General features: G+C 67.0%; 20 protein-coding genes and 1 pseudogene. 13 read left to right on the forward strand and 8 right to left on the reverse strand.

Features of this window, described 5'->3' with window-relative positions:
- Positions 1-23 precede the first annotated feature (23 nt).
- Both AC1DYX_RS03400 and AC1DYX_RS03405 read left to right on the forward strand, forming a co-directional pair.
- Entirely contained in the window at positions 24-548 is a 525-nt protein-coding gene (locus AC1DYX_RS03400; RefSeq protein ID WP_477256300.1) for a solute carrier family 23 protein, read from the forward strand.
- Positions 545-1,387: an outer envelope protein gene (locus tag AC1DYX_RS03405; RefSeq protein ID WP_477256302.1), complete on the forward strand. Its 843-nt coding sequence runs from the start codon at positions 545-547 to the stop codon at positions 1,385-1,387. Before AC1DYX_RS03400 ends, AC1DYX_RS03405 begins: the two co-directional genes overlap by 4 nt.
- An 82-nt stretch (positions 1,388-1,469) precedes the next feature.
- On the opposite strand, the gene AC1DYX_RS03410 is transcribed toward AC1DYX_RS03405, so the two are convergent.
- Complete coding sequence (locus AC1DYX_RS03410) at positions 1,470-2,219, reverse strand: LytR/AlgR family response regulator transcription factor (protein ID WP_477256264.1); 750 nt, start codon at positions 2,217-2,219, stop codon at positions 1,470-1,472.
- 18 nt (positions 2,220-2,237) lie between these two features.
- Entirely contained in the window at positions 2,238-3,281 is a 1,044-nt protein-coding gene (locus AC1DYX_RS03415) for a sensor histidine kinase (protein WP_477256266.1), read from the reverse strand.
- Positions 3,282-3,478: 197 nt separating this feature from the next.
- On the opposite strand from AC1DYX_RS03415, the gene AC1DYX_RS03420 reads away from it, so the two are divergent.
- The 11 genes and pseudogenes from AC1DYX_RS03420 (at position 3,479) to AC1DYX_RS03470 (ending at position 14,125) form a co-directional block, all read left to right on the forward strand.
- The gene (locus AC1DYX_RS03420) at positions 3,479-4,615 is read left to right on the forward strand and encodes an acyltransferase family protein (protein WP_477256268.1); all 1,137 of its coding nucleotides are present in this window, start codon (positions 3,479-3,481) and stop codon (positions 4,613-4,615) included.
- 90 nt (positions 4,616-4,705) lie between these two features.
- Positions 4,706-4,834, forward strand: a pseudogene (locus AC1DYX_RS03425) (FAD-dependent monooxygenase); the annotation flags it as partial.
- Positions 4,835-4,889: 55 nt separating this feature from the next.
- Entirely contained in the window at positions 4,890-5,357 is a 468-nt protein-coding gene (locus AC1DYX_RS03430; protein ID WP_477256270.1) for an aromatic-ring hydroxylase C-terminal domain-containing protein, read from the forward strand.
- 221 nt (positions 5,358-5,578) lie between these two features.
- Positions 5,579-6,391: a formate/nitrite transporter family protein gene (locus AC1DYX_RS03435; RefSeq protein ID WP_477256272.1), complete on the forward strand. Its 813-nt coding sequence runs from the start codon at positions 5,579-5,581 to the stop codon at positions 6,389-6,391.
- A 34-nt stretch (positions 6,392-6,425) separates the two neighbouring features.
- Positions 6,426-8,162, forward strand: a complete 1,737-nt coding sequence (locus AC1DYX_RS03440) for a bifunctional protein-serine/threonine kinase/phosphatase (RefSeq protein WP_477256274.1) — start codon at positions 6,426-6,428, stop codon at positions 8,160-8,162.
- A gap of 218 nt (positions 8,163-8,380) precedes the next feature.
- Entirely contained in the window at positions 8,381-8,884 is a 504-nt protein-coding gene (locus AC1DYX_RS03445; protein WP_477256276.1) for a carboxymuconolactone decarboxylase family protein, read from the forward strand.
- Positions 8,877-10,121 carry a patatin-like phospholipase family protein gene (locus AC1DYX_RS03450; RefSeq protein ID WP_477256278.1) on the forward strand — a complete coding sequence of 415 codons (1,245 nt, stop codon included), beginning with the start codon at positions 8,877-8,879 and terminating at the stop codon, positions 10,119-10,121. The genes AC1DYX_RS03445 and AC1DYX_RS03450 overlap by 8 nt, the downstream gene beginning before the upstream one ends.
- Entirely contained in the window at positions 10,105-10,887 is a 783-nt protein-coding gene (locus AC1DYX_RS03455) for a 3-hydroxybutyrate dehydrogenase (protein ID WP_477256280.1), read from the forward strand. The genes AC1DYX_RS03450 and AC1DYX_RS03455 overlap by 17 nt, the downstream gene beginning before the upstream one ends.
- Positions 10,888-10,962: 75 nt before the next feature.
- Positions 10,963-11,892 carry a bile acid:sodium symporter family protein gene (locus tag AC1DYX_RS03460; protein WP_477256282.1) on the forward strand — a complete coding sequence of 310 codons (930 nt, stop codon included), beginning with the start codon at positions 10,963-10,965 and terminating at the stop codon, positions 11,890-11,892.
- Positions 11,893-11,977: 85 nt separating this feature from the next.
- Complete coding sequence (locus AC1DYX_RS03465) at positions 11,978-13,225, forward strand: glycoside hydrolase family 1 protein (protein WP_477256284.1); 1,248 nt, start codon at positions 11,978-11,980, stop codon at positions 13,223-13,225.
- Positions 13,226-13,438: 213 nt separating this feature from the next.
- The gene (locus AC1DYX_RS03470) at positions 13,439-14,125 is read left to right on the forward strand and encodes a PEP-CTERM sorting domain-containing protein (RefSeq protein WP_477256286.1); all 687 of its coding nucleotides are present in this window, start codon (positions 13,439-13,441) and stop codon (positions 14,123-14,125) included.
- 27 nt (positions 14,126-14,152) lie between these two features.
- On the opposite strand, the gene AC1DYX_RS03475 is transcribed toward AC1DYX_RS03470, so the two are convergent.
- The 6 genes from AC1DYX_RS03475 to AC1DYX_RS03500 all read right to left on the reverse strand — a co-directional run.
- Complete coding sequence (locus tag AC1DYX_RS03475) at positions 14,153-15,148, reverse strand: aldo/keto reductase (protein ID WP_477256288.1); 996 nt, start codon at positions 15,146-15,148, stop codon at positions 14,153-14,155.
- Positions 15,145-16,308, reverse strand: a complete 1,164-nt coding sequence (galK, locus tag AC1DYX_RS03480; RefSeq protein ID WP_477256290.1) for a galactokinase — start codon at positions 16,306-16,308, stop codon at positions 15,145-15,147. The genes AC1DYX_RS03475 and galK overlap by 4 nt, the downstream gene beginning before the upstream one ends.
- 1 nt (position 16,309) lies before the next feature.
- The gene (locus AC1DYX_RS03485; RefSeq protein WP_477256292.1) at positions 16,310-17,365 is read right to left on the reverse strand and encodes a UDP-glucose--hexose-1-phosphate uridylyltransferase; all 1,056 of its coding nucleotides are present in this window, start codon (positions 17,363-17,365) and stop codon (positions 16,310-16,312) included.
- Positions 17,366-17,597: 232 nt separating this feature from the next.
- Positions 17,598-18,608, reverse strand: a complete 1,011-nt coding sequence (locus tag AC1DYX_RS03490) for a transporter (protein ID WP_477256304.1) — start codon at positions 18,606-18,608, stop codon at positions 17,598-17,600.
- Positions 18,609-18,669: 61 nt separating this feature from the next.
- Positions 18,670-20,535: a glycoside hydrolase family 28 protein gene (locus AC1DYX_RS03495; protein ID WP_477256294.1), complete on the reverse strand. Its 1,866-nt coding sequence runs from the start codon at positions 20,533-20,535 to the stop codon at positions 18,670-18,672.
- A gap of 10 nt (positions 20,536-20,545) precedes the next feature.
- Positions 20,546-22,054: pectinesterase family protein (locus tag AC1DYX_RS03500; protein WP_477256296.1), on the reverse strand; the 1,509-nt coding region annotated here is incomplete at its 5' end.

Genomic DNA, 22,054 nt, shown 5'->3' on the forward strand with positions numbered 1-22,054 from the left:
CGGCCCGATGGTCGCCATCGCCAATGCGGTACCCGGCGTCGACGGGGGGGCGCGCGATCTTCGGCGCCGGCATCGGCGCGGGCTTTGTCGCGCTGCTGATCGCACCGCTGATGAGCCGATTGCTGCGCTTCTTTCYGCCCGTCGTCACGGGCACGATCATCCTGATCATCGGCGTGACCCTCATGCGCGTCGGCGTCGGCTGGGCCATGGGCGGCCCGGAGAGCACGGCGCAGACAGTGGACACCGTGAAGCTGGCCGCGATGGTCGACGCGGCGCGCGCCAGTGCCGCCCAGGCAGCCGCCGCGCTGCCGCCGGGTATTGTCGCCCTGTCGATCGGCTTCGGCCTGATCCCGCTGGTGGCACCGCGCTGGGCCCAGCAGATGGCCCACAGCCTGCATCCGTTGCTGGAGTCGGGCATCCTCCTGACCGCCGTGGCCGCGGTCGCGCTGAACCTCTTCTTCAACGGTACCCGCGACGTCCCGGCCGAGAGCCACACGGACGCCGGCGCCACCAACAACCATACTATCGTACAAGGGAGCAAAGCATGAAAAAAACCGTCCTGACCATGGCGCTGTGCGCGTGTGCCGCAACGTCCGTCCAGGCCGCAGACTGGAGCGACACGTCGATCGGCTACCGTACCGGCGGACGCTTCCGCGAGCCGTTCAATACCAACGAGATCCACAAGGACATCATCGACGTCAACCACGTGAGCGGCTACGCCTACGGCACGAATTTCTTCAACCTGGACATCCTGTTGTCGAACAAGTCCGACCCCTCGTCGCCGAGCGCGAAATCGGGCGCGCAGGAGTTCTACCTCGTGTACCGCAACACCATCTCGATGGGCAAGACGAGCGGCCGCGAACTCGCGTACGGTCCCGTGAGCGACGTGGGCCTGACCCTCGGCTTCGACGCCAATACGAAGGACGATGCCGGCTACAACTCGAAGAAGCGCATGCTGGTCGCCGGCCCGACGCTCGCCTTCAAGGTGCCGGGCCTGCTGAACGTGGGGGTGTACGGCCTGTGGGAGAGCAATGCGCCGAACAACGAGTACACGCAGACGAGTGTCTCGCGCTACCGCTACGACACACACCCGATGCTGGGCGCCGTGTGGGCGTTCCCGATCGGGGCCACGGGCTGGTCGTGGGAAGGCTACGCGAACTGGATCGCCTCCAAGGGCAAGGACGAATTCGGCTACCAGACCGCGCCGGAAACGAACATCGACATGCAGCTGCTGTACGACCTGGGCCCGCTGCTGGGCGCCAAGCCGAAGACGTTCCGCGCCGGTATCGCCTACCAGTACTGGCACAACAAGTTCGGCAACGACAGCAAGCGCGTCCCGGGCGCGTCGGCCAGCACCCCGATGGTGAAGGCCGAGTACCACTTCTGAGGAAGGCAGGGCGGCACGGCGGTGCCGGCCCCGCCATTGCCACCGGCGCGTTGCCTTGCGGCGGCGCGCCGTTTTTTTTCGTCTATAACGCCTGTCCCAGGCGTTTTTCCAGCTGGGCGCGGTACGTGCGGCTGACCTTCGTCCGACCGCCGTGCTTCAGCACCACGTCGAACTCGCCGTGCGAGATCGGTTCCAGCCGCACGATGCTTTCGATGTTCACGATGGCCGAGCGGTGGATGCGCACGAAATGGGCGGGATCCAGCTTGTCGGCCAGCAGGTGGATCGGTGCGCGGTAAAGAAGTGCCTTGTCGCCGATGTACAGGTTCACGTACACGCCGACGGCTTCGATCCAGTCGATGTCGGTCGTCTTCACGATATGGGTGGCGCCCGCGGATTTCACCACGAGCCGGTCCCAGCGGGCCGGCTCTTCCAGCGCGACGGGGAGCGTACGGCGCTCGTCCAGCCGTGCGACGATGCGCTGCATCGCGGCCTCGAAGCGTTCGTCGCTGAACGGCTTCAACAGGTAGTCGAGGGCGTTCGCTTCGAAAGCGCGGATCGCGTACTGGTCGTACGCGGTGACGAAGACGGTGATCGGCATGCGCTGGGCGCCGACCGTGTCGACCACGTCCAGGCCGGACGGTCCCGGCATCTGCATGTCCAGGAACACGACGTCGGGACTGTGGCTGGCGATCGCCAGCATGGCCGCCGCGCCGTCGGCGGCCTCGACCACCTCGGCGACACTGTCCACCTTGCCCAGCAAGTCCACGAGGCGCCGCCGCGCCAGCGTCTCGTCGTCGACCACGAGTATCTTCAATGACCTGGCCAATGCCATCGCGTGCTTCCTTTCCGTTCAGTTCAGCGGCAGGACGATCTTCGCCTCGGTGCCGCCACCGGCATGCGGCGCGACGGCGAACGTGCTCGCGCCGTCCGGGTACATGGTCGCCAGGCGCTCGCGCGTGACGCTCAGTCCCAGGCCGCGCGCGCCGTCCAGCGTCCACCCCGGCGGCAGGCCGGCGCCGTCGTCGATCACCCGGATCTCGACCTGGTCCGCCACGCGCCGCGCCGACACGGTGATGCGCCCGCCGGCCACGCGTCCCGAAATGCCGTGCCGGATCGCGTTTTCCACGAGCGGCTGCAGCAGCAGCGACGGGATCCGCGCATGCTCCACGTCCGCCGTGACGGACACCGTGATCGCGAGCCGCTCGGCGAAGCGCATCCGGTGCAGCGCGAAATAATGCTCGAGGAAGGCCATTTCCTCGGCCAGCGAGACTTCACCGCGGTGCCGCGTGTCGAGCGAGATGCGCAGCAGGTCGCCCAGGTGCTCGATCATCCTGCGCGCCACCCTTGGCTCGTGCTCGACGCAGGCGGAAATGCCGTTCAGCGCGTTGAACAGAAAGTGCGGATCGAGCTGGGTGCGCAACGTGTTCAGCTGCGCTTCGGCAAAACCGCGCTTCAGGCGTTCGATGTGCAATTCGTCGACGAGCGCGCGCCGGTAGTATTTCAGGCCGGTCAGCGCACCGATGATGATGCAGTACACGAGCATGGCCCAGTAAAACCAGTCGAGCAGGCCCAGGGGGTGGGTCCACGGATCCCAGTTGAGCAGTCCGAGCCCGTTTTCCAGCGCCGCGGCGGCCAGCACGTACAGCGCCGTCAGCGCGAGCCCGCTACCGGCATGGGCCGCCAGCAGCGGCAGCGGGCGCCTGACGGTGGCGGACAGGTAGTCGTGCACGCGCTTGATCAGCGGCGTCAGCGCACCCCACAACCAGCAGTTGATGATGACGGAAAAGAGGGTGGTGAAGCCCATGCCGCGCAGGACATAGGGCAGCGCGAAGATGCCTCCGGCGGCCGTCCAGGCCAGGGCTGCGACGATGGTGCGATGGTCTCGTAGTTTCACTGGACTCTCGTGAGTTCTATATGCATGCGTCCCGTTCGACGGTCGCGGCAACCGGCCTGTAACAGCGGAATCCGGGCTGTCACAACGCTGTTGCAAATACCTGGTGCGGTTTGGCATTCTACCGTACCCGGCTTCTTGTTCAGGATCTTTTTCCGGAGGCCGGCGACCATAAGACCTGATACGGAGACCCGAACCACATGACCCCTTCGAAATCCCATTACGAGGCCCTCGACGGCCTGCGCGGCACGGCCGCGATCTGCGTGCTGATGTTTCATTTCTGGGAGATGATCGCGCCCGACTGGATCCATAATCCGATGCGCCACGCCTTCCTGGCCGTCGACTTCTTTTTCGCGCTGTCGGGCTTCGTGCTCGGCCACGCCTACGACGGGCGCCTGGGGCCGCGCGCCCGCGCCCGCGAAGCGCTGACGCTCGCGGGATTTTTCAAGCGGCGCCTGATCCGGCTCCATCCGATGGCGCTGGCCGGGCTGGCGATCGGCACGGCGGCGTGGCTGCTCGATCCGTTCGTCGGCGACGGCCAGCAGATCGGCGTCAAGATTTCGTTCGCGATGATGGCCGGCACGATCGCTCTCAGCCTGCTGTTGCTGCCGACGCCGAACGTGCCGAACAGCTTCGGCGAGACGCATTCGTTGAACGGTCCGTCTTGGACGCTGTTCCAGGAATACATCGCCAACGTCCTGTACGGCTGCTTCGGCCACAAACTGGGGCGTGGCCTGCACGTCGCCCTGTGCGTGGCGAGCGCCGTCCTGCTGGTGTGGACCGGATTTCATTTCAGTGACCTGAGCCATGGCTGGGGCTGGGCCGACTTCTGGGCGGCGCCGGTCCGCCTGGCGTGTCCGTTCCTGCTTGGGCTGCTGGTCTACCGCACGGGATTCAGGCGGGCGGTGCCGCAGCCTTTCGTCCTGCTGTCGCTCGTGCTGGTGGCGATCTTCGTCGCGCCGCCCATGGGCAAGTACAACGGCGTGGTCGAAGCGGCTTGCGTCATCGTCGTGTTCCCGCTGGTGCTGGCCGCCGGCGCCGGGGCGACGCGGGTCGAGGGAGCGGTCGGCGCGTTATGCCGCTTCCTCGGCGAGCTGTCCTATCCCGTTTACGTCATTCATTACGGGTTCGTGTACGTCTTCGCGCACTGGAACTGGAGTACGCATCCGACGGCGCTGCGCCTCGGTCTGGTGGCAGCGGGCACCCAGGTGGGCATCGTCATGCTGGCCTATGCCCTGCTGCACTGGTACGACCGGCCCGTGCGCGCCTGGCTTGCCAGGACGTGCCTGGAGCCGGCGCACGCCACCGATGCGGATGCCGCCGCCGTGGCACGTTGATGTAGCATACGGGTCCGGCATCCACGGGAGGACCGTATGCGGACCAGCGAACATGAAGTCATCATCGTCGGCGGCGGCCCCACAGGCCTGATGCTGGCCGCCGAACTCGCGCTCGCAGATGTCGACGTCGCCATCGTCGAGCGCCGGCCAGCCCGGGACCGCGTGGGCGGGCGCGCCGGCGGGTTACATGCGCGCTCGCTCGAGCTGCTCGACCAGCGCGGGATCGTGGACCGGTTTCTCGCCCAGGGCAAGACCCATCCCCGCATGAGTTTTCATGCACCCCTCGACATCGGCGATTTCCCCCCCCCGGCACAACTACCTGCTCGCGCTGCCCCAGGAACGGACGGCACGGCTGCTTGCGGCGTGGGTCGAGGACTTGGGCGCAGGCCATCCGCTGCTGGACCGGCGCATGCCCGACCTCGACATCGTGACGGAGGCCGGGCCGACCCGCGTCTACGCGCTGCTGCACGATGCGCGGCCAGTGCTGCTCGATGTCGGCGGGGCGGGCCCGCTGTGCATCGAGGGGTGGGATGACCGCGTCAAACGGGTCGCCGCGACATGTGCCGCGGAATGCGAGCTTCCCGCGATCGGCGCGGTCCCGCTGCCGTCCGCCGTGCTGGTCCGGCCCGACGGGCACGTGGCGTGGACCGGGGACGAGGACGCGGATGGTCTCGCCGCTGCGCTCGCAACGTGGTGCGGCCGCCGGACGCCGCACACCGGAAGCGTGCGTCACGCACAATAATGGCGCTATGGTGACGCGCAGGTGCACCAGATTGGCTGTTTTGCCCCGTTCAAGGGCGCGCCCGGTGCCACCAGCGGCCGGTCTGGTGCGCCCTTGCACCGCGAGGCAGCATCATCCCGGCAGCAGGCCTGCTTCTTGCATAAACCCTCGTGACGGCGCGATCGACGCCGGATACCGTTCAATCCACGCCGCTTCATCGCGGCCCCCGAGGGAGAAGTTTCATGGCCTACCTGGTGCCTTCCGAATTCGTGACCAAGATGGTCGACGCAGGCGAATCCAAGATCTATATGTCGACGCGCGACGCGCTGATCCGCGCCTACATGGCGGGCGCGATCCTCGCCCTGTCGGCGGTGTTCGCCGTCAGCTGTTCCGTCGCCACGGGCGTGCCGCTGATCGGCGCGCTGCTGTTCCCGGTGGGCTTCTGCATGCTGTACCTGCTCGGCTTCGACCTGCTCACCGGCGTGTTCGTGCTCACGCCCCTGGCGCTGATCGACAAGCGCCCGGGCGTCACGTTGCCGCGCATCGTCAAGCACTGGGGCATCGTCTTCGCCGGTAACTTCCTCGGCGCCCTGACGGTCGCGGTGCTGATGTCCTATGTCTTCACGTTCGGCTACCACACGGATGGCGGCGCGCTAGCCAAGACGATCGGTACGATCGGCGAGAAGCGTACGCTGGGCTATGCGGAATACGGGTTCGCCGGCATGGTTACGCTGTTCATCCGCGGCATGCTGTGCAACTGGATGGTCTCGACGGGCGTCGTCGGCGCCATGATCTCGACCACCGTCGGCGGCAAGGTCATCGCCATGTGGATGCCCGTGATGCTGTTCTTCGCGATGGCCTTCGAGCACTCCGTCGTCAACATGTTCCTGTTCCCGTTCGGGATCCTGACCGGCGCGCACTTCACCTTCGTCGACTACCTGATCTGGAACGAGATCCCGACCGTCCTCGGCAACCTCGTCGGCGGCCTGGCATTCACCGGGTTGACGCTGTACTCGACGCACGTGAAGACGGCGCCGAAGCGTTCGTTCAACTGAAGCGTCGCACGCGCGGGCCGGCGCAGGCAGCAGCATGTCGACACCATTGACCCTGTCCGTCGGCCAGCACACGGACAGCGGCCGCAAACCGTCGAACCAGGATTGCCACGGCGCGGTCGTGCCGCGCGAACCGCTGCGTTCGACGAAGGGCGCGGCGCTCGCGCTGGCGGACGGCATCGGCAGCAGTGCCGTGAGCCACGTGGCCAGTGCCACGGCCGTCGCATCCTTTCTCGAGGACTACTATGCCACCGCCGAGGCGTGGTCGGTCCGCACGTCGGCCGAGCGGGTGCTGGGCGCCGTCAACGCCTGGCTGTACGCCCAGACGCGCCAGAGCCAGGACCGGCTCGACCAGGACCGGGGCTATGTCTGCACGTTCTCGGCGCTCGTCATCAAGTCGAACACGGCCCATTTGTTTCACGTGGGCGATGCGCGCATCCTGCGGGTGCACCTTGCGGAGCAGGGCGCCAGCCTGGAGCGGCTGACCGAGGACCATCGCGTCTGGGTGTCGCCCGAGCGCAGCTACCTGAGCCGGGCGCTGGGCGTGCAGGACCGGATCGATATCGATTACCGCTCGGTAGCGCTGGAAGCGGGCGACCTGTTCATGCTCGCGACGGACGGTGTGTACGAGCACGTCACCGGTGCGGACGTGCACGCCGCACTGCGCGACGCGCCAGACCTGGACGAGGCGGCCCGCCGGATCGTCCGGCACGCGCTCGACAACGGCAGCGCAGACAACCTCACGGTACAACTGGTGCGCATCGAATCGCTGCAGGCGCGCGAGGCCACCGAACTGCTGCGCCAGATGGCCGGGCTGCCGCTGCCGCCCCTGCTGGAGGCGCGCGCGGAACTCGACGGCTACCGCATCGTGCGCGAGGTGCACGGCAGCAGCCGCAGCCACGTCTACCTGGCGCATGATCCCGACAGCGGCGCACCCGTGATCCTCAAGACGCCCTCGATCGACCTCGCGGGCGACCGTGCGCACATGGAACGCTTCGTGATGGAAGACTGGGTGATGGGGCGCGTGCGCAGTCCCCACGTCGTCCGGCCGGCCGCGCCTGCGCGCCGCCGCAGCTGCATCTACCTCGTGATGGAGTACATCGAGGGCGTCACCTTGGCGCAATGGCTGCGCGACCATCCGCGTCCCGGCCTGGACGCCGTGCGCCGCATCATCGACCAGGTGGGCAGGGGGCTGCGCGCCTTCCACCGGCTCGAGATGCTGCACCAGGATGTCCGTCCGGAGAACGTCATGATCGACGCCGACGGCACGGCCAGGATCATCGATTTCGGTTCCGTGAGCGTGGCCGGCGTGCTGGAGATGGCGCCGCACGCGCCCGACTGGACCCTGCAGGGCGCCGCGCTTTACGCCGCCCCCGAATACTTCCTGGGTGAGCGCGGGAGCGAGCAGTCGGACGTGTTCGCGCTGGGCGTGCTCACGTATCGCATGCTGACGGGCGAGCTGCCGTACGGCGTGGAGATTCCGCGTGCGGCCGGGCGCGCGGCCCAGCGCAGGCTCGCGTACCGGCCCGCGCGCGACTACGATCCGTCGATTCCCCCATGGGTCGACGCGGCACTCCGCAAGGCGCTGCAGATCGATCCGCGCCGGCGCTACGAAGACGTCGCGGAATTCGTCTACGACCTGCACCATCCGAACCGCGCGTTCCTGGAACGCACGCGCACGCCGCTGATCGAACGGAGCCCGCTGCTGTTCTGGAAGGCGGCGTCGTTCGCGCTCGCGCTGGCGCTGCTCGCTGACCTTGCCCTGCGCCGCTAGGCGCTTGCGGGATGTAAAACTGTGTAAAGATACGGCGCGCATCATCCAATCGTACGGCGGCCGCATCCGTAATTTGCCAGAATATCCGGCGAGGCGACGCGCTTCCCGAACATCGACGTTGCCTCGCCCTTTGTATTGACATCGCGAGGAACGAATTGCGTCTGCCACTGATCCCGCCGGCCTCACTGACCGCCGAACAGAAAGCCCTTTATGACGACATGCGTAAAGGAATCGCCACCAACTTCAACGCCTTCAAGGTCGAACGCGAGGACGGCGCCCTGATGGGGCCCTGGAATCCATGGCTGCACGACCCCGCGATCGGCAAGGCCATCTGGAACCTGACGCTCGCGATGACGGCCAATGCGGCGCTGCCCGACAATGCGCGCCAGATCGCCRTCCTCGTCGTCGGCGCCCGCTACAACGCGGCCTACGAACTGTATGCCCACGTCGCCGTCGCCGAGCGCGAAGGCATGTCGGCCGAACGTCTCGCGGCCCTCGTCGCGGGGCAGAAACCCACCGACCTCACGCGCGAGGAAAACGTCGCGTTCGATTTTTCCCATGCGCTCGCGCGCGGCGGCGTGCTGCCGGAGCCGCTGTACCGGCTTGCCGTCGACACGTTCGGCCAGCATGGCGCCAGTGAGCTGATCTACCTCGTGGGCCTGTATGCGCTCGTATCGACGACGCTGAACGGTTTCGACGTGCCGGTGCCCGAACGTGAATAAGCGCCACGAAAGCGTGCTGCACGAAGGCACGCAGGCGCCCGCCGAAGTCCCGAAACCGTGCGCCACGGAGTTCGACAGCATCGCCCTCGTGCTGCAGGGCGGCGGTGCGCTCGGTGCGTACCAGGCCGGCGTGTACGAAAAGCTGCTGGAAGCGGGCGTGGAGCCCACTTGGGTGTCGGGCATTTCGATCGGCGCCATCAACAGCGCGATCATCGCGGGCAATCCGCGCGAGCTGCGGGTTGCCCGGCTGCGCGAGTTCTGGGAACTGGTCAGCACGGCCGGCGACGGCATCGTCGGCGACCCGTGGACCGGCGTGCCGCTCGTCGACACGCTGCATGCGTGGGTCAACCAGATCGCGGCGGGAAGAGTGCTCATGCAGGGCGTGCCCGGCTTCTTCGAGCCGCGCCTGCCGCCGCCCTTCCTGGCATGGCCCGGCGCCGGTGCGACAAGTTTCTATGACACGGCGCCGCTGCGGGCCACGCTGGAACGCCTCGTCGACTTCGACCGCGTCAACGCGCGCGAGATGCGCCTGTCCATCGGCGCCGTCAACGTCAGGACCGGCAACTTCGCCTACTTCGACAACGCGAAGGACCGCATCGGGCCGGAGCACGTCATGGCCAGCGGCGCGCTGCCGCCCGGGTTCGATGCGGTGGAGATCGACGGCGAGCGTTACTGGGACGGCGGCATGGTGTCGAACACGCCGCTCGAATGGGTGCTGTCCGCACGCTCGCGCCTGCACACGCTCGTGTTCCAGGTCGACCTGTGGAGCGCGCGCGGCGACGTGCCGAACGACCTCGCCGGCGTGGCCACGCGCATGAAGGAGATCCAGTATTCGAGCCGTACGCGCAGCGCCACCGACGCGTTCCGCCGCACGGAAAAGCTGCGCACGGCGTACAACGAACTGCTGGCGCTGATGCCGCCCGAACTGGCCGCGACGCCGCAGGCGCAACTGCTGGCGGAGGCGTCCGACCGCGCGCTGTACAACATCGTCGAACTGGTCTACCGGTCGCCGACCTACGAAGGCCAGTACAAGGACTTCGAGTTTTCGCGCCGTACGATGAACGAACACTGGCAGGCCGGCTATGCGGACGCCACCAAGACACTGGCCCACGAAGAGATCTTCCAGCTGCCGCGCCCCGAATGCAACCCGGCCGTGCACGACTTCCTCACTGCGCCGGTCCATCCGCAGCCTCTTCCCACCTCAGAAGAAAAGGACAACCATGAACATGCAGGATAAAGTCGCCGTCGTCACCGGCGCCGCCAGCGGCATCGGCAAGGAGATCGCGCAGACCTATTTCGCCCACGGCGCGAAGGTCGCCATCGCGGACCTCAACCTGGACGCCGCGCAGGCCGTCGCGCGCGAATTCGATCCATCGGGTGAGCGTGTCCTTGCCGTCGCGATGGACGTGACGAACGAGGAGCAGGTCGACGCGGGAATCGCGCAAGTAGCAAGCAGGTTCGGCGGTATCGACGTCCTCGTTTCGAACGCGGGCATCCAGATCGTCGCGCCGGTGGATGAATTCAAATTCTCCGACTGGAAGAAGATGCTCGCGATCCACCTCGACGGCGCCTTCCTCACCACGCGCGCGTGCCTGAAGCGGATGTACGCGCAGGGCCGCGGCGGCACCGTCATCTACATGGGGTCCGTGCACTCCAGGGAAGCGTCCGTGCTGAAGGCTCCATACGTCGCCGCGAAGCACGGCCTCGTCGGGCTGGCCAAGGTCGTCGCCAAGGAAGGCGCGGCGCACGGGGTGCGCGCGAATGTGATCTGTCCGGGCTTCGTGCGCACGCCGCTCGTCGAAAAGCAGATCCCGGAGCAGGCGAAGGAGCTGGGGATCAGCGAGGAGGACGTCGTGAAAAAGGTGATGCTGAAGGAGACGGTCGACGGCGAGTTCACGACCGTCGACGATGTCGCGCGCACGGCGCTGTTCCTCGCGACCTTCCCGACCAACGCGTTGACGGGGCAGTCGATCGTCGTCAGCCACGGCTGGTTCATGCAGTAAGCCGGCACGCGCGCCGACGTACAATGCGTGCCGTGCCTGCCGTACGACAGGCCGCACCATTGGGAGAAATCACGCGTGAACGCAGTAGAAAAAGCCAGCGCCTTCGTCGGCAAGACATTTTCGGTTTGGGTCATCCTGTTTGCGTGCTTCGGCTTCTTCGCGCCGGAGCTGTTCGTCGGGTACAAGACGTGGATCGCACCGCTGCTCGGCATCGTCATGTTCGGCATGGGGCTGACCTTGTCCACTGCCGATTTCCGCGAAGTCTTCCGGCGGCCGCGCGATGTCGCCATCGGCGTCGTCGGGCATTACCTCATCATGCCCGGCATCGCGTACGCGCTGGCGCTTGCGATGCGGCTGCCGCCGGAGATCGCCGTCGGCGTGATCCTCGTCGGTTGCTGCCCGAGCGGCACGGCCTCCAACGTCATGACCTTCCTCTCCCGGGGCGACGTCGCGCTGGGCGTGTCGATCGGATCGGTGTCCACGCTGATCGCACCGTTCGCGACGCCGGCCCTGGTGTCGCTGCTGGCGGGTGAGTGGATGACCATCCAGACGGCGGCGCTGTTCAGGGACATCGTGCAGGTCGTGATCGTGCCCATCGTGCTGGGCATCGTCGTGAAGACACTGTTCCGCCGCCAGGCCGAAGCCAGCGTGAAGGCGCTGCCGCTCGTGTCCACGGTGGCGATCGTGCTGATCATCGCGATCATCGTCGCACTCAACCAGGCCAGGCTGCTGACCAACGGCCTCCTGATGTTTGCCGCGGTCATCCTGCACAACCTGCTGGGCTTCGCGCTCGGCTACCTGTTCGCCAGGGCGTTCGGCATGAATCTCGCCAAGCGCAAGGCCGTGATGTTCGAGACGGGCATGCAGAATTCCGGCCTCGGCGCCGCGCTGGCGGCCGCGCATTTCGCACCGCTGGCCGCCGTGCCGAGCGCGCTGTTCAGCGTCTGGCACAACCTGTCCGGGTCCGCGCTGGCGACGTGGTTTGCCCGCAGGGACGACAAGTAGTCAAGTAGTCCCTCGGCAAACGTGCACGCCCGGGCCGCGAACCCGGGCTATACTCGGCTCCGCCCGACAATCCAAGGAGAGCCGCGTGGCACGACGTCCTGGAATCTTTCCCACTTTCTTCCTGTCCGGTTTCGAGTGTTCCACGTTCCTGTGGGGTGACCAGCGCGTGCGCCGCAACCTGGTGGCGGAAACTGGTCACGACCGCCACGCGGCCGAGGACTACCGGCTGCTCGCCGGCCTGGGCATTGCCGTGGCCCGCGAGGGCATTCCGTGGCCGATGGTGGACAAGGGCGGGCGCTACGACTTTTCGTGCGTCGATCCGTTCATCGATGCGATGAACGCGGCCAAGGTCATCCCGGTCTGGGACATGTGCCACTACGGCTACCCGGACGATCTCGATCCGTTTACCGACGCCTTCGTCGACCGTTTCGCCACGTACTGTCGCGCCGCGGCCGCCTATGTCGTGCCCAGGGTGCGCGGTCCGCACTTCTTCACGCCCATCAACGAGATCACCTTCTTTTCGTTCTGTGCGGGCGAATGGGGCTGGGCGGCGCCGTATCGCCGCACGCGCGAGGACCGGATGCGCCTGCGGTTGGCGCTGTGCCGGGCCGCGATCGCGGGCGTCAAGGCGATCCGCGAAGTCGATCCGGACGCGCGCATGGTGCACGTGGATCCGCTGGTCCGGGTGGTGGCGCCGCGCGATCGGCCCGACCAGATCGAGGCCGCGCACCACGAGACCTGTGTCGACACCTTCCTCGCCTGGGATATCCTGTACGGCCGCGAGCATCCGGAATTCGGCGGCGCGCCCGACATCCTCGACATCGTCGGTGCGAATTCGTACTCTTTCGGGCAGATGGAATACCGCGTACACGGTCCGCACGCGCCCCTCGCACCGGGCGACGACCGCATCGCGCCGTTGTGCGACATGCTGGAAACGGTCTGGCAACGCTATCGTCGCCCGATGATCATCGGCGAGACGAGCGGGCTCGGTCGCGGCCGTGCGGACTGGCTCCACGACGTGATGTGCGAGTCGCTGGCGGCGGTGCGGCGCGGCATGGACCTGCAGGGCATCTGCCTGTTTCCCGGCGTCGACATGCCGGACTGGCACAGCGGCGAATGGGTCCATAACGGCATCCACGACGTCGTTGCGGATAACGGCGACCTGAAACGCGTGCCCGACCAGGATTACATAGCCGAGCTGCGGCGCTGGCAGAAGGAACTGAACCGGGTCACCGCGCTGGACGAGGATCCGTTCAGCGATCCGGTGGAACTGCAGGATGTGATCGACGCGGCGCACCGGCTCGACATGAAGCCGGACAAGGATTGGTGTTGAGGGAGAAGTAGCGGGAGTGACGGGCAAGCCGAGGTATTCCTGTCGGAAAACTTGACACCAGTATTTACAATGATTCCAGGATTCCTTTCGATTCAAGAAGTTATGTGATTGGCATAAGTATTGCTTACATGAATGATTCGTGCCTGAAAAGCATGTTAAAACGTGCAGCACGGTAGCGACTCATCAATCACAAAAAAGTTCGAAAGGGATTCCATGAAATTGAAACAAATCGCGTCGGCACTGGCGCTCGTATCGCTGGGCCTGGCAGCCAACGCGTCCGCGTCCGTGATCCCGAGCGGCGTCCTGAACGACGTCTCGCTCGATACCGTCACCCAGACGTGGGGTTGGACGCTGATCAGCGAAAGCAATTATGGCGGCGGCCTGTCGATCGCGGATCTGTTCGCGGGACACAAGGATTACGTGATGATCGGCGCCATGCGCAAGGATTCGGGCGTGATCGACGTCCTGGCCGCCGATAAATACTCGACCGTTACGACGTATACCGCATGGAACCAGACGAACGTGTCGAACAACGTGGGCTGGTATTTCAACGGGTACTCGATGGGCTTTGCCGGCGCAACGGATTCCATCATGCAGAGCAGTGCCGATACCGCCGGCATGGACGAGCGCGACCGCCTGAGCTGGCATACGTCGAGCGTCATCGATTCCTGGAACCAGAATCCGAACATCGCGCCTGCCTTCGTATTCAACGGCTGGCGTTCGGGCAACAATGAGTGGATCTACCAGGGTTCGGACTGGGAACGTGTCGTCTTCACCCTGGACAGCGCGGCCAGCACGAACGGCAACAGCGTGCCGGAACCGGGCTCCATGGCACTGCTGCTGGCGGGTGCCTTCGGCGCAGCCGCCGCACGCCGCCAGCGCGGCAAGAACCGGGCGTAATATCCCGCCGCGGCGGTCGGCAAGCCGTTATCCTGCCAGGATCGCTTCCACCGCCGCAATCTCATCCCCCGCCAGCGGCGCCATCTCCACGGCTTTGACCGCATCCAGCACCTGTGCGGGACGGCTGGCACCGATCAGCACGGACGTGACCGCCGGCTGGCGCTTCACCCAGGCCAGCGCCAGTTGCGCGAGCGTACGCCCGCCCGTACGCGCGGCCTCGTTCAGCGCCCCGATCATCTGCAGGCGCTCCGGGGTGATGTGCTCCGGTTTCAGGAACCCGACGTTGCCCGCTGCGCGCGAATCGGCCGGCAGCGCGCCGCCAAGATAGCGGTCCGTCAGCAGGCCCTGCGCCAGCGGAGAAAACGCGATGCCGCCGATGCCTTCCTGTTCGAGTACGGGGAACAGGTCGGTCTCGGCCTGGCGCACCAGCATGCTGTAGCGCATCTGGTGGATCACAAAAGGCGTACCCAGGCGACGCAGCTCCGCCGCCGCGGCGCGCGTGCGCTCGCCGCCGTAATTCGAGATGCCGGCGTACAGCGCGCGGCCGCTGCGCACGATGGTGTCCAGCGCCGCCATCGTTTCCTCCAGCGGCGTGTTCGGGTCGGGACGGTGGTGGTAAAAGACGTCGACGTAGTCCAGGCCCATGCGCTTGAGGCTCTGGTCCAGGCTCGCGACGAGGTATTTGCGGCTGCCCCAGTCGCCGTACGGCCCCGGCCACATCGTGTAGCCAGCCTTCGTGCAGACGACGATCTCGTCCCGGTAGGCTTTCAGGTCCAGGTCGAGGATGCGGCCGAAATTGGTCTCGGCGGAACCGGGCGGCGGGCCGTAGTTGTTGGCCAGGTCGAAGCAGGTGATGCCGTGGTCGAACGCCGTGCGCACGATGTCGCGCTGGCGTTCGAAATCATCGAGCGCGCCGAAGTTGTGCCACAACCCCAGCGACGCGGCGGACAGCCGCAGGCCGCTACGGCCGCAATGCGGGTAGGGCATGCTGCCATAGCGTGCGGCCGCCGCCTCCCACGTCATGGTTTGACGGTGCCCGCGCCGGCAGCGGGGCGGCAGACGTAGATCGTGGCCGGCTTGTTGTCCGGCGAGCGGTACTCGCGCTCGACGGCGGCGCGGGCCGCGTCCACCAGGTCATGCGGGACGACTGCGACGACGCAGCCGCCGAAGCCGCCGCCCGTCATGCGCACGCCGCCGCGGGTGCCGATCACGTTCTTCACGATCTCGACCAGGTTGTCGATGGCCGGCACGGTGATCTCGAAATCGTCGCGCATCGATGCGTGCGATTCGGCCATCAGCTTGCCCAGGCGTTCCAGGTCGCCGGCGGCCAGCGCGTCGGCGGCGGCCAGCACGCGGTCGTCTTCCGTCACCACGTGGCGGGCGCGGCGCAGGACCACCGGATCCAGTTCGGCCGCGCGGGCATTCAGCGTGGCCAGGTCGAGGTCGCGCAGCGCGGGCAGGCCGAAGTGGCGGGCCGCCGTCTCGCACTGCTCGCGGCGCACGTTGTACGCGCTGTCCACGAGGCCGCGCGTCACGTTCGAATTGAAGATCATGATGGCGGCGTTGTCCGGCACCGGCACCGGCTTCACTTCCAGCGAGCGGCAGTCGATCATCAGCGCGTGGCCTTCGACGCCGCACGCGGAGCTGATCTGGTCCATGTTGCCGCACTTGGTGCCGACGAAGTCGTTTTCCGACGCCTGCGCGATCAGTGCGATGTCGATCGGCGACAGCTTGTCGAAGCCGGGCAGGGTGGCGAACAGGCGGCCCACCGCGACGGACAGCGATGCGGACGACGACAGGCCCGCGCCCTGCGGCACGTCGCCGGCGATCGCGAGGTCCATGCCTTGCACGGGCAGGCCGCGCTTGACGAACTGGTCGACGACGCCGCGCACGTAGTTGGCCCACATGGGCTGTTCCAGGCGGGCGATCGGGGCGTCGAGATCGTATTCGTCGACGGCGTCGGCGTAGTCGGCAGCGACGACGCGCACCTTGCGGTCGGCGCGCGGACGGGCGGCGATGGCGGTGCGGTAGTCGATGGCGCAGGGCAGCACGAGGCCGCCGTTGTAATCGGTGTGTTCGCCGATCAGGTTGACGCGGCCGGGGGCCTGGACGAACAGCGTGGGTGCGGCGCCGAAAGCGGTCTCGAAAGCGGCGGCGGTACGGGAAAGACGGGAATCGGTCATGTTAGTTTTGCGGGGTCTCGGATTCAAGATAGTGCACTTCGGACTGCGCGCGCAGGCGGTCGGCCGCCTGTTCCGGGGTCAGGTCGCGCTGGGCTTCGGCCAGCATCTCGAAGCCGACCATGAACTTGCGCACCGACGCGGAACGCAGCAGCGGCGGGTAGAAGTGGGCGTGCAGCTGCCAGCCTTCGGCTTCTGCGTCGGGGATACCATAAGGCGCGCCGTGCCAGCCCATCGAATACGGGAACGAGGTCTGGAACAGGTTGTCGTAGCGGGTCGTCAGGCGCTTCAGCAGGACGGCCAGGTCGGCGCGCTGTTCGGGCTGGAGTTCTTCCAGGCGGCGCACGGCGAAGCGCGGCAGCACGAGCGTTTCGAACGGCCACGCGGCCCAGTACGGGACAATGGCGACCCAGTGCTCGGTCTGGACCACGACGCGTTCCTCCGCTGCGATCTCGCGCTCGGCCACGTCCAGCAGCAGGCGGCGGCCCTGTTCGGCGTGATAGGCCTTCTGCTGGCGGTCTTCGGCAGCGGGCAGGTTCGGCACATAGCTGGTGGCCCAGATCTGGCCGTGCGGGTGCGGATTCGAGCAGCCCATCACGGCGCCCTTGTTCTCGAACACCTGGACCCAGCGGTACCTGGCGCCCAGTTCGGCCGCCTGCGTGCACCACGTGTCGATGACGCCTTCGATGGCCGGCAGCGACAGCTGCGGCAGCGATTTGCTATGGTCCGGCGAGAAGCAGATCACGCGGCTCGTGCCACGCGCGCTCATCGTCTGGAACAGCGGATCGGCGCCGGGCGCCGCTTCCGGCGTGTCCGGCATCAGCGCCGCGAAGTCGTTCTCGAACACATACGTGCCCGTGTAGTCGGGGTTCTTYTCGCCGTTGACGCGGGTATTGCCCGGGCACAGGTAGCAGGTCGGGTCGTGCGCGGGCTTGGCCGAGCGGTCGATGGCTTCCTGCTGTCCCTGCCAGGGACGCTTGGCGCGGTGCGGGGACACGAGGACCCAGTCGCCCATGAGCGGGTTGTAACGGCGGTGCGGGTGGTCGGATGGATTGAACATGATCTTTTTCTGCGATTCGGATGGACGGAAAGCCGCAGAGGCTCGTGCGGCGCGCGGGCCGGCGGCGGTTCGCGCCGGCGTTTGCGGCCATTCTACCGTCGGCGGCGCCGCGCACGGCTGCGCAGGCGTGCGAGCTTTTCCTGTGGCAAGAAGCATAACGTCATGGCGGGAAATGAGTTATACCCAATGCGGCCCGATATATCTTGTTTTCGTATGGTAAATACACCTTTTCCTAGCGCGGGCGTTGCAATCTGAGCAATAGCCACGCGAGTCCGCCCGTCACGAGGGTCGTGAATCCGAGCACGACCCAAAAACCATGCGGATGCTGGGCCAGCGGCACCCCGCCCACGTTCATGCCCAGCAGGCCGGCAATCAGGTTGATCGGCAGCGCCATCACGGTGACGATGGTCAGCAGGAACAGGCTGCGGTTGTTGTCTTCGTTGACCCGGGCCGCGATCTCTTCCTGCAACAGCTTGATCCGTTCCTGCAGCGCCGCGAGGTCCGACAGCACGACCGTGAATTCCTCGGTCGACTGGCGCAGTTCCTGGCGGTCTTCCGGCGCCACCCAGGCCGGCGGCCGCTGCAGCAGGCGGAACAGGGCGGCCGGCTCCGGCGCCAGCAGGCGTTGCAGGCGCACGAGCACGCGGCGCAATCCGCCAAGGTCTTCGCGCCGGCGCGTGAGGCGTCCGGCCAGCAGCTGGTCCTCGGCTGTATCCACGCGCGCCACGGCGTCGCGCACGATCTGGACGAGCACGTCCGCCTGGTCGCGCAGCAAATGCACGAGCAGTTCGACGGACGAGCGCAGCGGCGCCCCCTGCAGCACGTCCTGGCGCAGGCGTTCGATGGATTCCAGCGGTTTGCGTCGGGCGCTGATCACACCGTGCGGCGTCACGTGTACCCACAGCGTGGAGATCTCGGCCGCATCCACGGTGAAGTTGTGCAGCACGTCGTTGACGACCGCGATCAGGGCGTCGTCCGCGATTTCGATGCGCGTGGAGCGCGAGCCCTGGTGCAGCGTCTCGTAGAATTCGTCGGGCAGGCCGGCGTGGGCGCGCAGCCAGCGCTCGCTGGCCGCGTTGGACAGGTTGAAGTGCAGCCAGACGAACTGGCCGGGCATGGGGGCGTGCAACCAGGCCTCGGCTTCCATGGCATCGATGGACGCGGCCTGCGCCGCGTCCTTGAACAGGAAGCCCCAGACCAGCCCCGAGACGTCGGAGCCATAGTTGAACGCCGGTGTCGCCATCATCCATCCCATGCAGACAAGAGGTGACGGCATTGTAGTGCATGCGCCGGCACGGACCTCGTCAGGCCGAGAGGGTCGCGTCGTGGCGCTTGCCGGCGATGGTCACGTTGGCGAGCTTCAGGCCGCGCACATTGTAGGTGTACCACGGGTTCGCGCCGTTGACCGGCGTGCCGAAGTCGCAATCCGTGATCGTCACGTCGCGCACCGGCAGCACGGCCGGGGCGGGTGCCGGGCCGTTGTAGTCGGACGCCACGGGGCCCAGTACGACGAACGCCTGGAAGCACGACGCGCGCCTGCCGTCTTTCGTCCTCACGTTGCCCACCTTGATCTTCGAGATGTGCACGTCGCGCACCTCGGGCGGGCGCACGCGCACGTTGTCCGCGCGGGGCGTGTAGTCGCAGTCGAACGTGACGACGGCGCCGGCCGCGGTGGCGACCGTCCTCGATGCGATCGGAGAGCCGGGCAGCGAGGCGTAGAAGGCGGGACTCGTCTGCACGCCGTTCGGAATGCTGACGTTGCGCACGTAGAAGTTGCGCAGGAATCCGCCGCGGTTCAGATTCGTCTTCAGGCGGATCGCCGTGTTCAGCGGGTTCGTGGCCCAGTTCATGTTCTCGAACACGAGGTCTTGCGCGTATACGTTCTGGATGCCGCCGGCCATCTCGCTGCCCAGCGTGACGGCGCCGTGACCGCTCTGCATCGTGCAGTGCTGGATCACGATGTTCTGCGACGGACCGTACTGCGTGTCGAGGTTCTTGCCGGCCTTGATGGCGATGCAGTCGTCGCCCGTGTTGAACTGGCAGTCTTCGACGAGCACGGTGTCGCAGGCCTCCGGATCGAAGCCGTCGCTGTTCGGTCCGAGGCTGTTCGCGTGCACATTGCGGATCGTGAGGTTGCGACACGCGACGGGATGGTGCTGCCAGAACGGCGTGTGCATCACCTGGTAGCCTTCCAGCAGCRCGTTCGTGCACCCGATCAGCTGGATCATCGGCGGACGCAGGTAGTGGCCCAGGCCGAACACGCGCTTCTCGAGCGGCACGCCGGCCTCGGACAACGCGGGCAGGCAGGCGTCGTCGGCGCGCCATTTGTCGCCTTCGCCCTGGATCAGCAGCCGCCTGGCGTCCGGCAGGCCGGGCGCGACGTCCGCCAGCGACTTCGGATTCAAGTCGTTGACCTGGTTCTGCGCCAGCTTGCCGGGCACGTAGTTCGGCGACTTGTCCTGCGCGATGGAATTGATCGTGGCATTCTTGCCCTTCCACGTCCACCAGCAGTCGGCGCGGCCCGGGAACGGCACGCCGCCCTGGCCGTCGAGGATCGCGGTCCAGTCGTCGCCGGTGAGCGCGATATTGTCCTGGTCGCGCGCATAGATCATCGATGAAAAATTCAGGCAGTCGTTGCTCTGCCAGCGCGACACCACGAGCTTGCCGTTCGCGCCGCAATCGACGTCGCCGTATTTCGCGTAGTCGGCCGGCTCGTTGCTGAAGTAGACATGCGCGCCGCGGGCCAGGTGCACGTTCACGTTCGACAGCAGCACGATGGGGCCGGCGCAGTACCAGTCGCCCTTCGGGATGACGACGCGGCCGCCGCCATCGGCATGGCATTTCGCGATGGCGGCCTTGATCGCCGCGTAGCAGTCGTGCGCGTCCGGCGCCGGCGTCTGCAAGGTGGCCTGGTCTTCGAACGACACCCACGCCTTCACGGGCGCCAGCGCGCACGGGGCGGCGCCGAAGTCGGTCACGACGTAGTCGGCCTTGCGGAATTTGACCGGGTTGGCGAGCCGGCGCGCGATGCGGGCCGCTTCGGTCCACGGATCGCCGGCGTGCGCGGCCTTGTCTGCGGCGGCGAGGACGTGCGCGGGGCCGGACAGCACCAGGCCCGCCGCGGCGGCGGTTTTCAGAAAGCCGCGGCGGGCGTCGGGGGATTGTTTCATGGTGTCTCCGTCATTCGATGGTGTTGTCGTATTCGCCGAGGTAGATGTCGGCGGGCACGGGCCGTGGCCCGTCGCCCAGGGCGCCGGCCGGATCGAACGTCGTGCCGGCCAGGTTGTCCCAGAAATCGTCGGAGCTGAATTGCGCCGGGCGGTGCGCCAGCGTGCCGTTGCGGTTCCATTCCGACCAGGGCGTCGTCTTTTCGAAATGGGGGCCGATGCGCGAGCGCAGGATCACGGCCTTGCCCACCGTTTCCAGCGTGCGCTTGCGGATCGTGCCGTTGGGCGCCCGGTAGACGTCCACGTCGCCCAGCCGGCACGTGTAGCCGTCGACCGGGATGAAACCGTAGGGCGTGCAGCGCTCGTTGTGGAACCACTGGCGGGCGAAATGGAACTGCGTGCCCGCCGGTCCCGGCGCGTCGCTCGTGAAGCGGCAGCCGTCGAACACGAAGCCGTACCTGGCCCGGCGGTTCGTGTCCGGCGCGGCCACGTAGGAGGCGGCGCGGCCGCCGATGGCGTGCACGTCGCAATCCTTGAATACGGCGATCGTGTCGCCGAAGATGAAGTCGACGTCGCCCTCGATGTGCGTCGCGCGGAAGAAGCTGCGTACCGTCGCGCTCCCATCCTGCGAGTTGAGAAACAACGTATCCTGCAGGCCGAGCAGGCGCACGCGCTCGAACTGCGCCTTGTCCGCGCCGTCCACGCGCAGCGCGACGGCCTGGTGGTGCACGCGGCTGCCGCCCGTCGTGTCGGGGCAGTGGTCGCCTTTGCACTCGGCGTGCGTGCCCTGGTTATACGCATTTTCGATGGTGAGGTTGCGGGCCTGGAAGCCGTCCGCGCGCACCCACACGGTGGCGGAGCCCGTCGTCTGCAGCGCAGGCAGATCCTTCAGCGCGGCGTACATCGCGCGTACGGCGGGCGCCGCGTGCTCGAACTGGGCGGCATGGCGGGTGCGGTAAGCCTCGCCCGTCGTCGACGCGTCGAGCGCGGCGCTGATGCGCACGGCCTGTGGATCGGCGCCGGTGCCCACCAGGGAGATCGGCGGCGCGCCGGGTGGCACGTAGACGAGTTCGCGGTAGGTGCCGGGCGCGATGCCGATGACGACGCGGCGCTTGCCGCCGGCCATCACGGCCCGGCTGACGGCCGCTTGCACGGTGGCGAAGCGCGTCGCGCCGTCGGCGGGCACCTGCGCGTCGACCGTGTAATCGGATTTCAGGTCGGCATTCGTCACGAGGGGATCGGCCAGCGGATCCCACGGGTCGATCCGCTCGTTGCCGATGGTGCCCACGTATTGCAGCACGGTGCGGTAGTCGTAGGCGCGGGCCTGTCCGGCCGTCAGCCGCGGCCGCGGGTTGCGGGCGACCGGTTCAGGGAACGGCAGGAAGCGGCCCGCGCAATCGGCACCCGCCGCGAACGTGCCCTGCACGCGGGCGTGCTCCTGCTTCACGTCCGATCCGGCCGCGATCGCGACGTCGCGCAGGTCCAGCACGAGCGGATGCGCGTCGTCATAGCCCTGCAGCAG

The sequence above is a fragment of the Massilia sp. P2_C2 genome, from assembly GCF_056404615.1.

What these genes read in the sequence shown, in the direction of transcription:
- galK (WP_477256290.1), bottom strand. Translation starts at nt 16,308, where the DNA reads ATGACCGATTCCCGTCTTTCCCGTACCGCCGCCGCTTTCGAGACCGCT.
- AC1DYX_RS03405 (WP_477256302.1), top strand. Translation starts at nt 545, where the DNA reads ATGAAAAAAACCGTCCTGACCATGGCGCTGTGCGCGTGTGCCGCAACG.
- AC1DYX_RS03440 (WP_477256274.1), top strand. Translation starts at nt 6,426, where the DNA reads ATGTCGACACCATTGACCCTGTCCGTCGGCCAGCACACGGACAGCGGC.
- AC1DYX_RS03420 (WP_477256268.1), top strand. Translation starts at nt 3,479, where the DNA reads ATGACCCCTTCGAAATCCCATTACGAGGCCCTCGACGGCCTGCGCGGC.
- AC1DYX_RS03455 (WP_477256280.1), top strand. Translation starts at nt 10,105, where the DNA reads ATGAACATGCAGGATAAAGTCGCCGTCGTCACCGGCGCCGCCAGCGGC.
- AC1DYX_RS03475 (WP_477256288.1), bottom strand. Translation starts at nt 15,148, where the DNA reads ATGACGTGGGAGGCGGCGGCCGCACGCTATGGCAGCATGCCCTACCCG.
- AC1DYX_RS03410 (WP_477256264.1), bottom strand. Translation starts at nt 2,219, where the DNA reads ATGGCATTGGCCAGGTCATTGAAGATACTCGTGGTCGACGACGAGACG.
- AC1DYX_RS03470 (WP_477256286.1), top strand. Translation starts at nt 13,439, where the DNA reads ATGAAATTGAAACAAATCGCGTCGGCACTGGCGCTCGTATCGCTGGGC.
- AC1DYX_RS03490 (WP_477256304.1), bottom strand. Translation starts at nt 18,608, where the DNA reads ATGGCGACACCGGCGTTCAACTATGGCTCCGACGTCTCGGGGCTGGTC.
- AC1DYX_RS03435 (WP_477256272.1), top strand. Translation starts at nt 5,579, where the DNA reads ATGGCCTACCTGGTGCCTTCCGAATTCGTGACCAAGATGGTCGACGCA.
- AC1DYX_RS03430 (WP_477256270.1), top strand. Translation starts at nt 4,890, where the DNA reads ATGCACCCCTCGACATCGGCGATTTCCCCCCCCCGGCACAACTACCTG.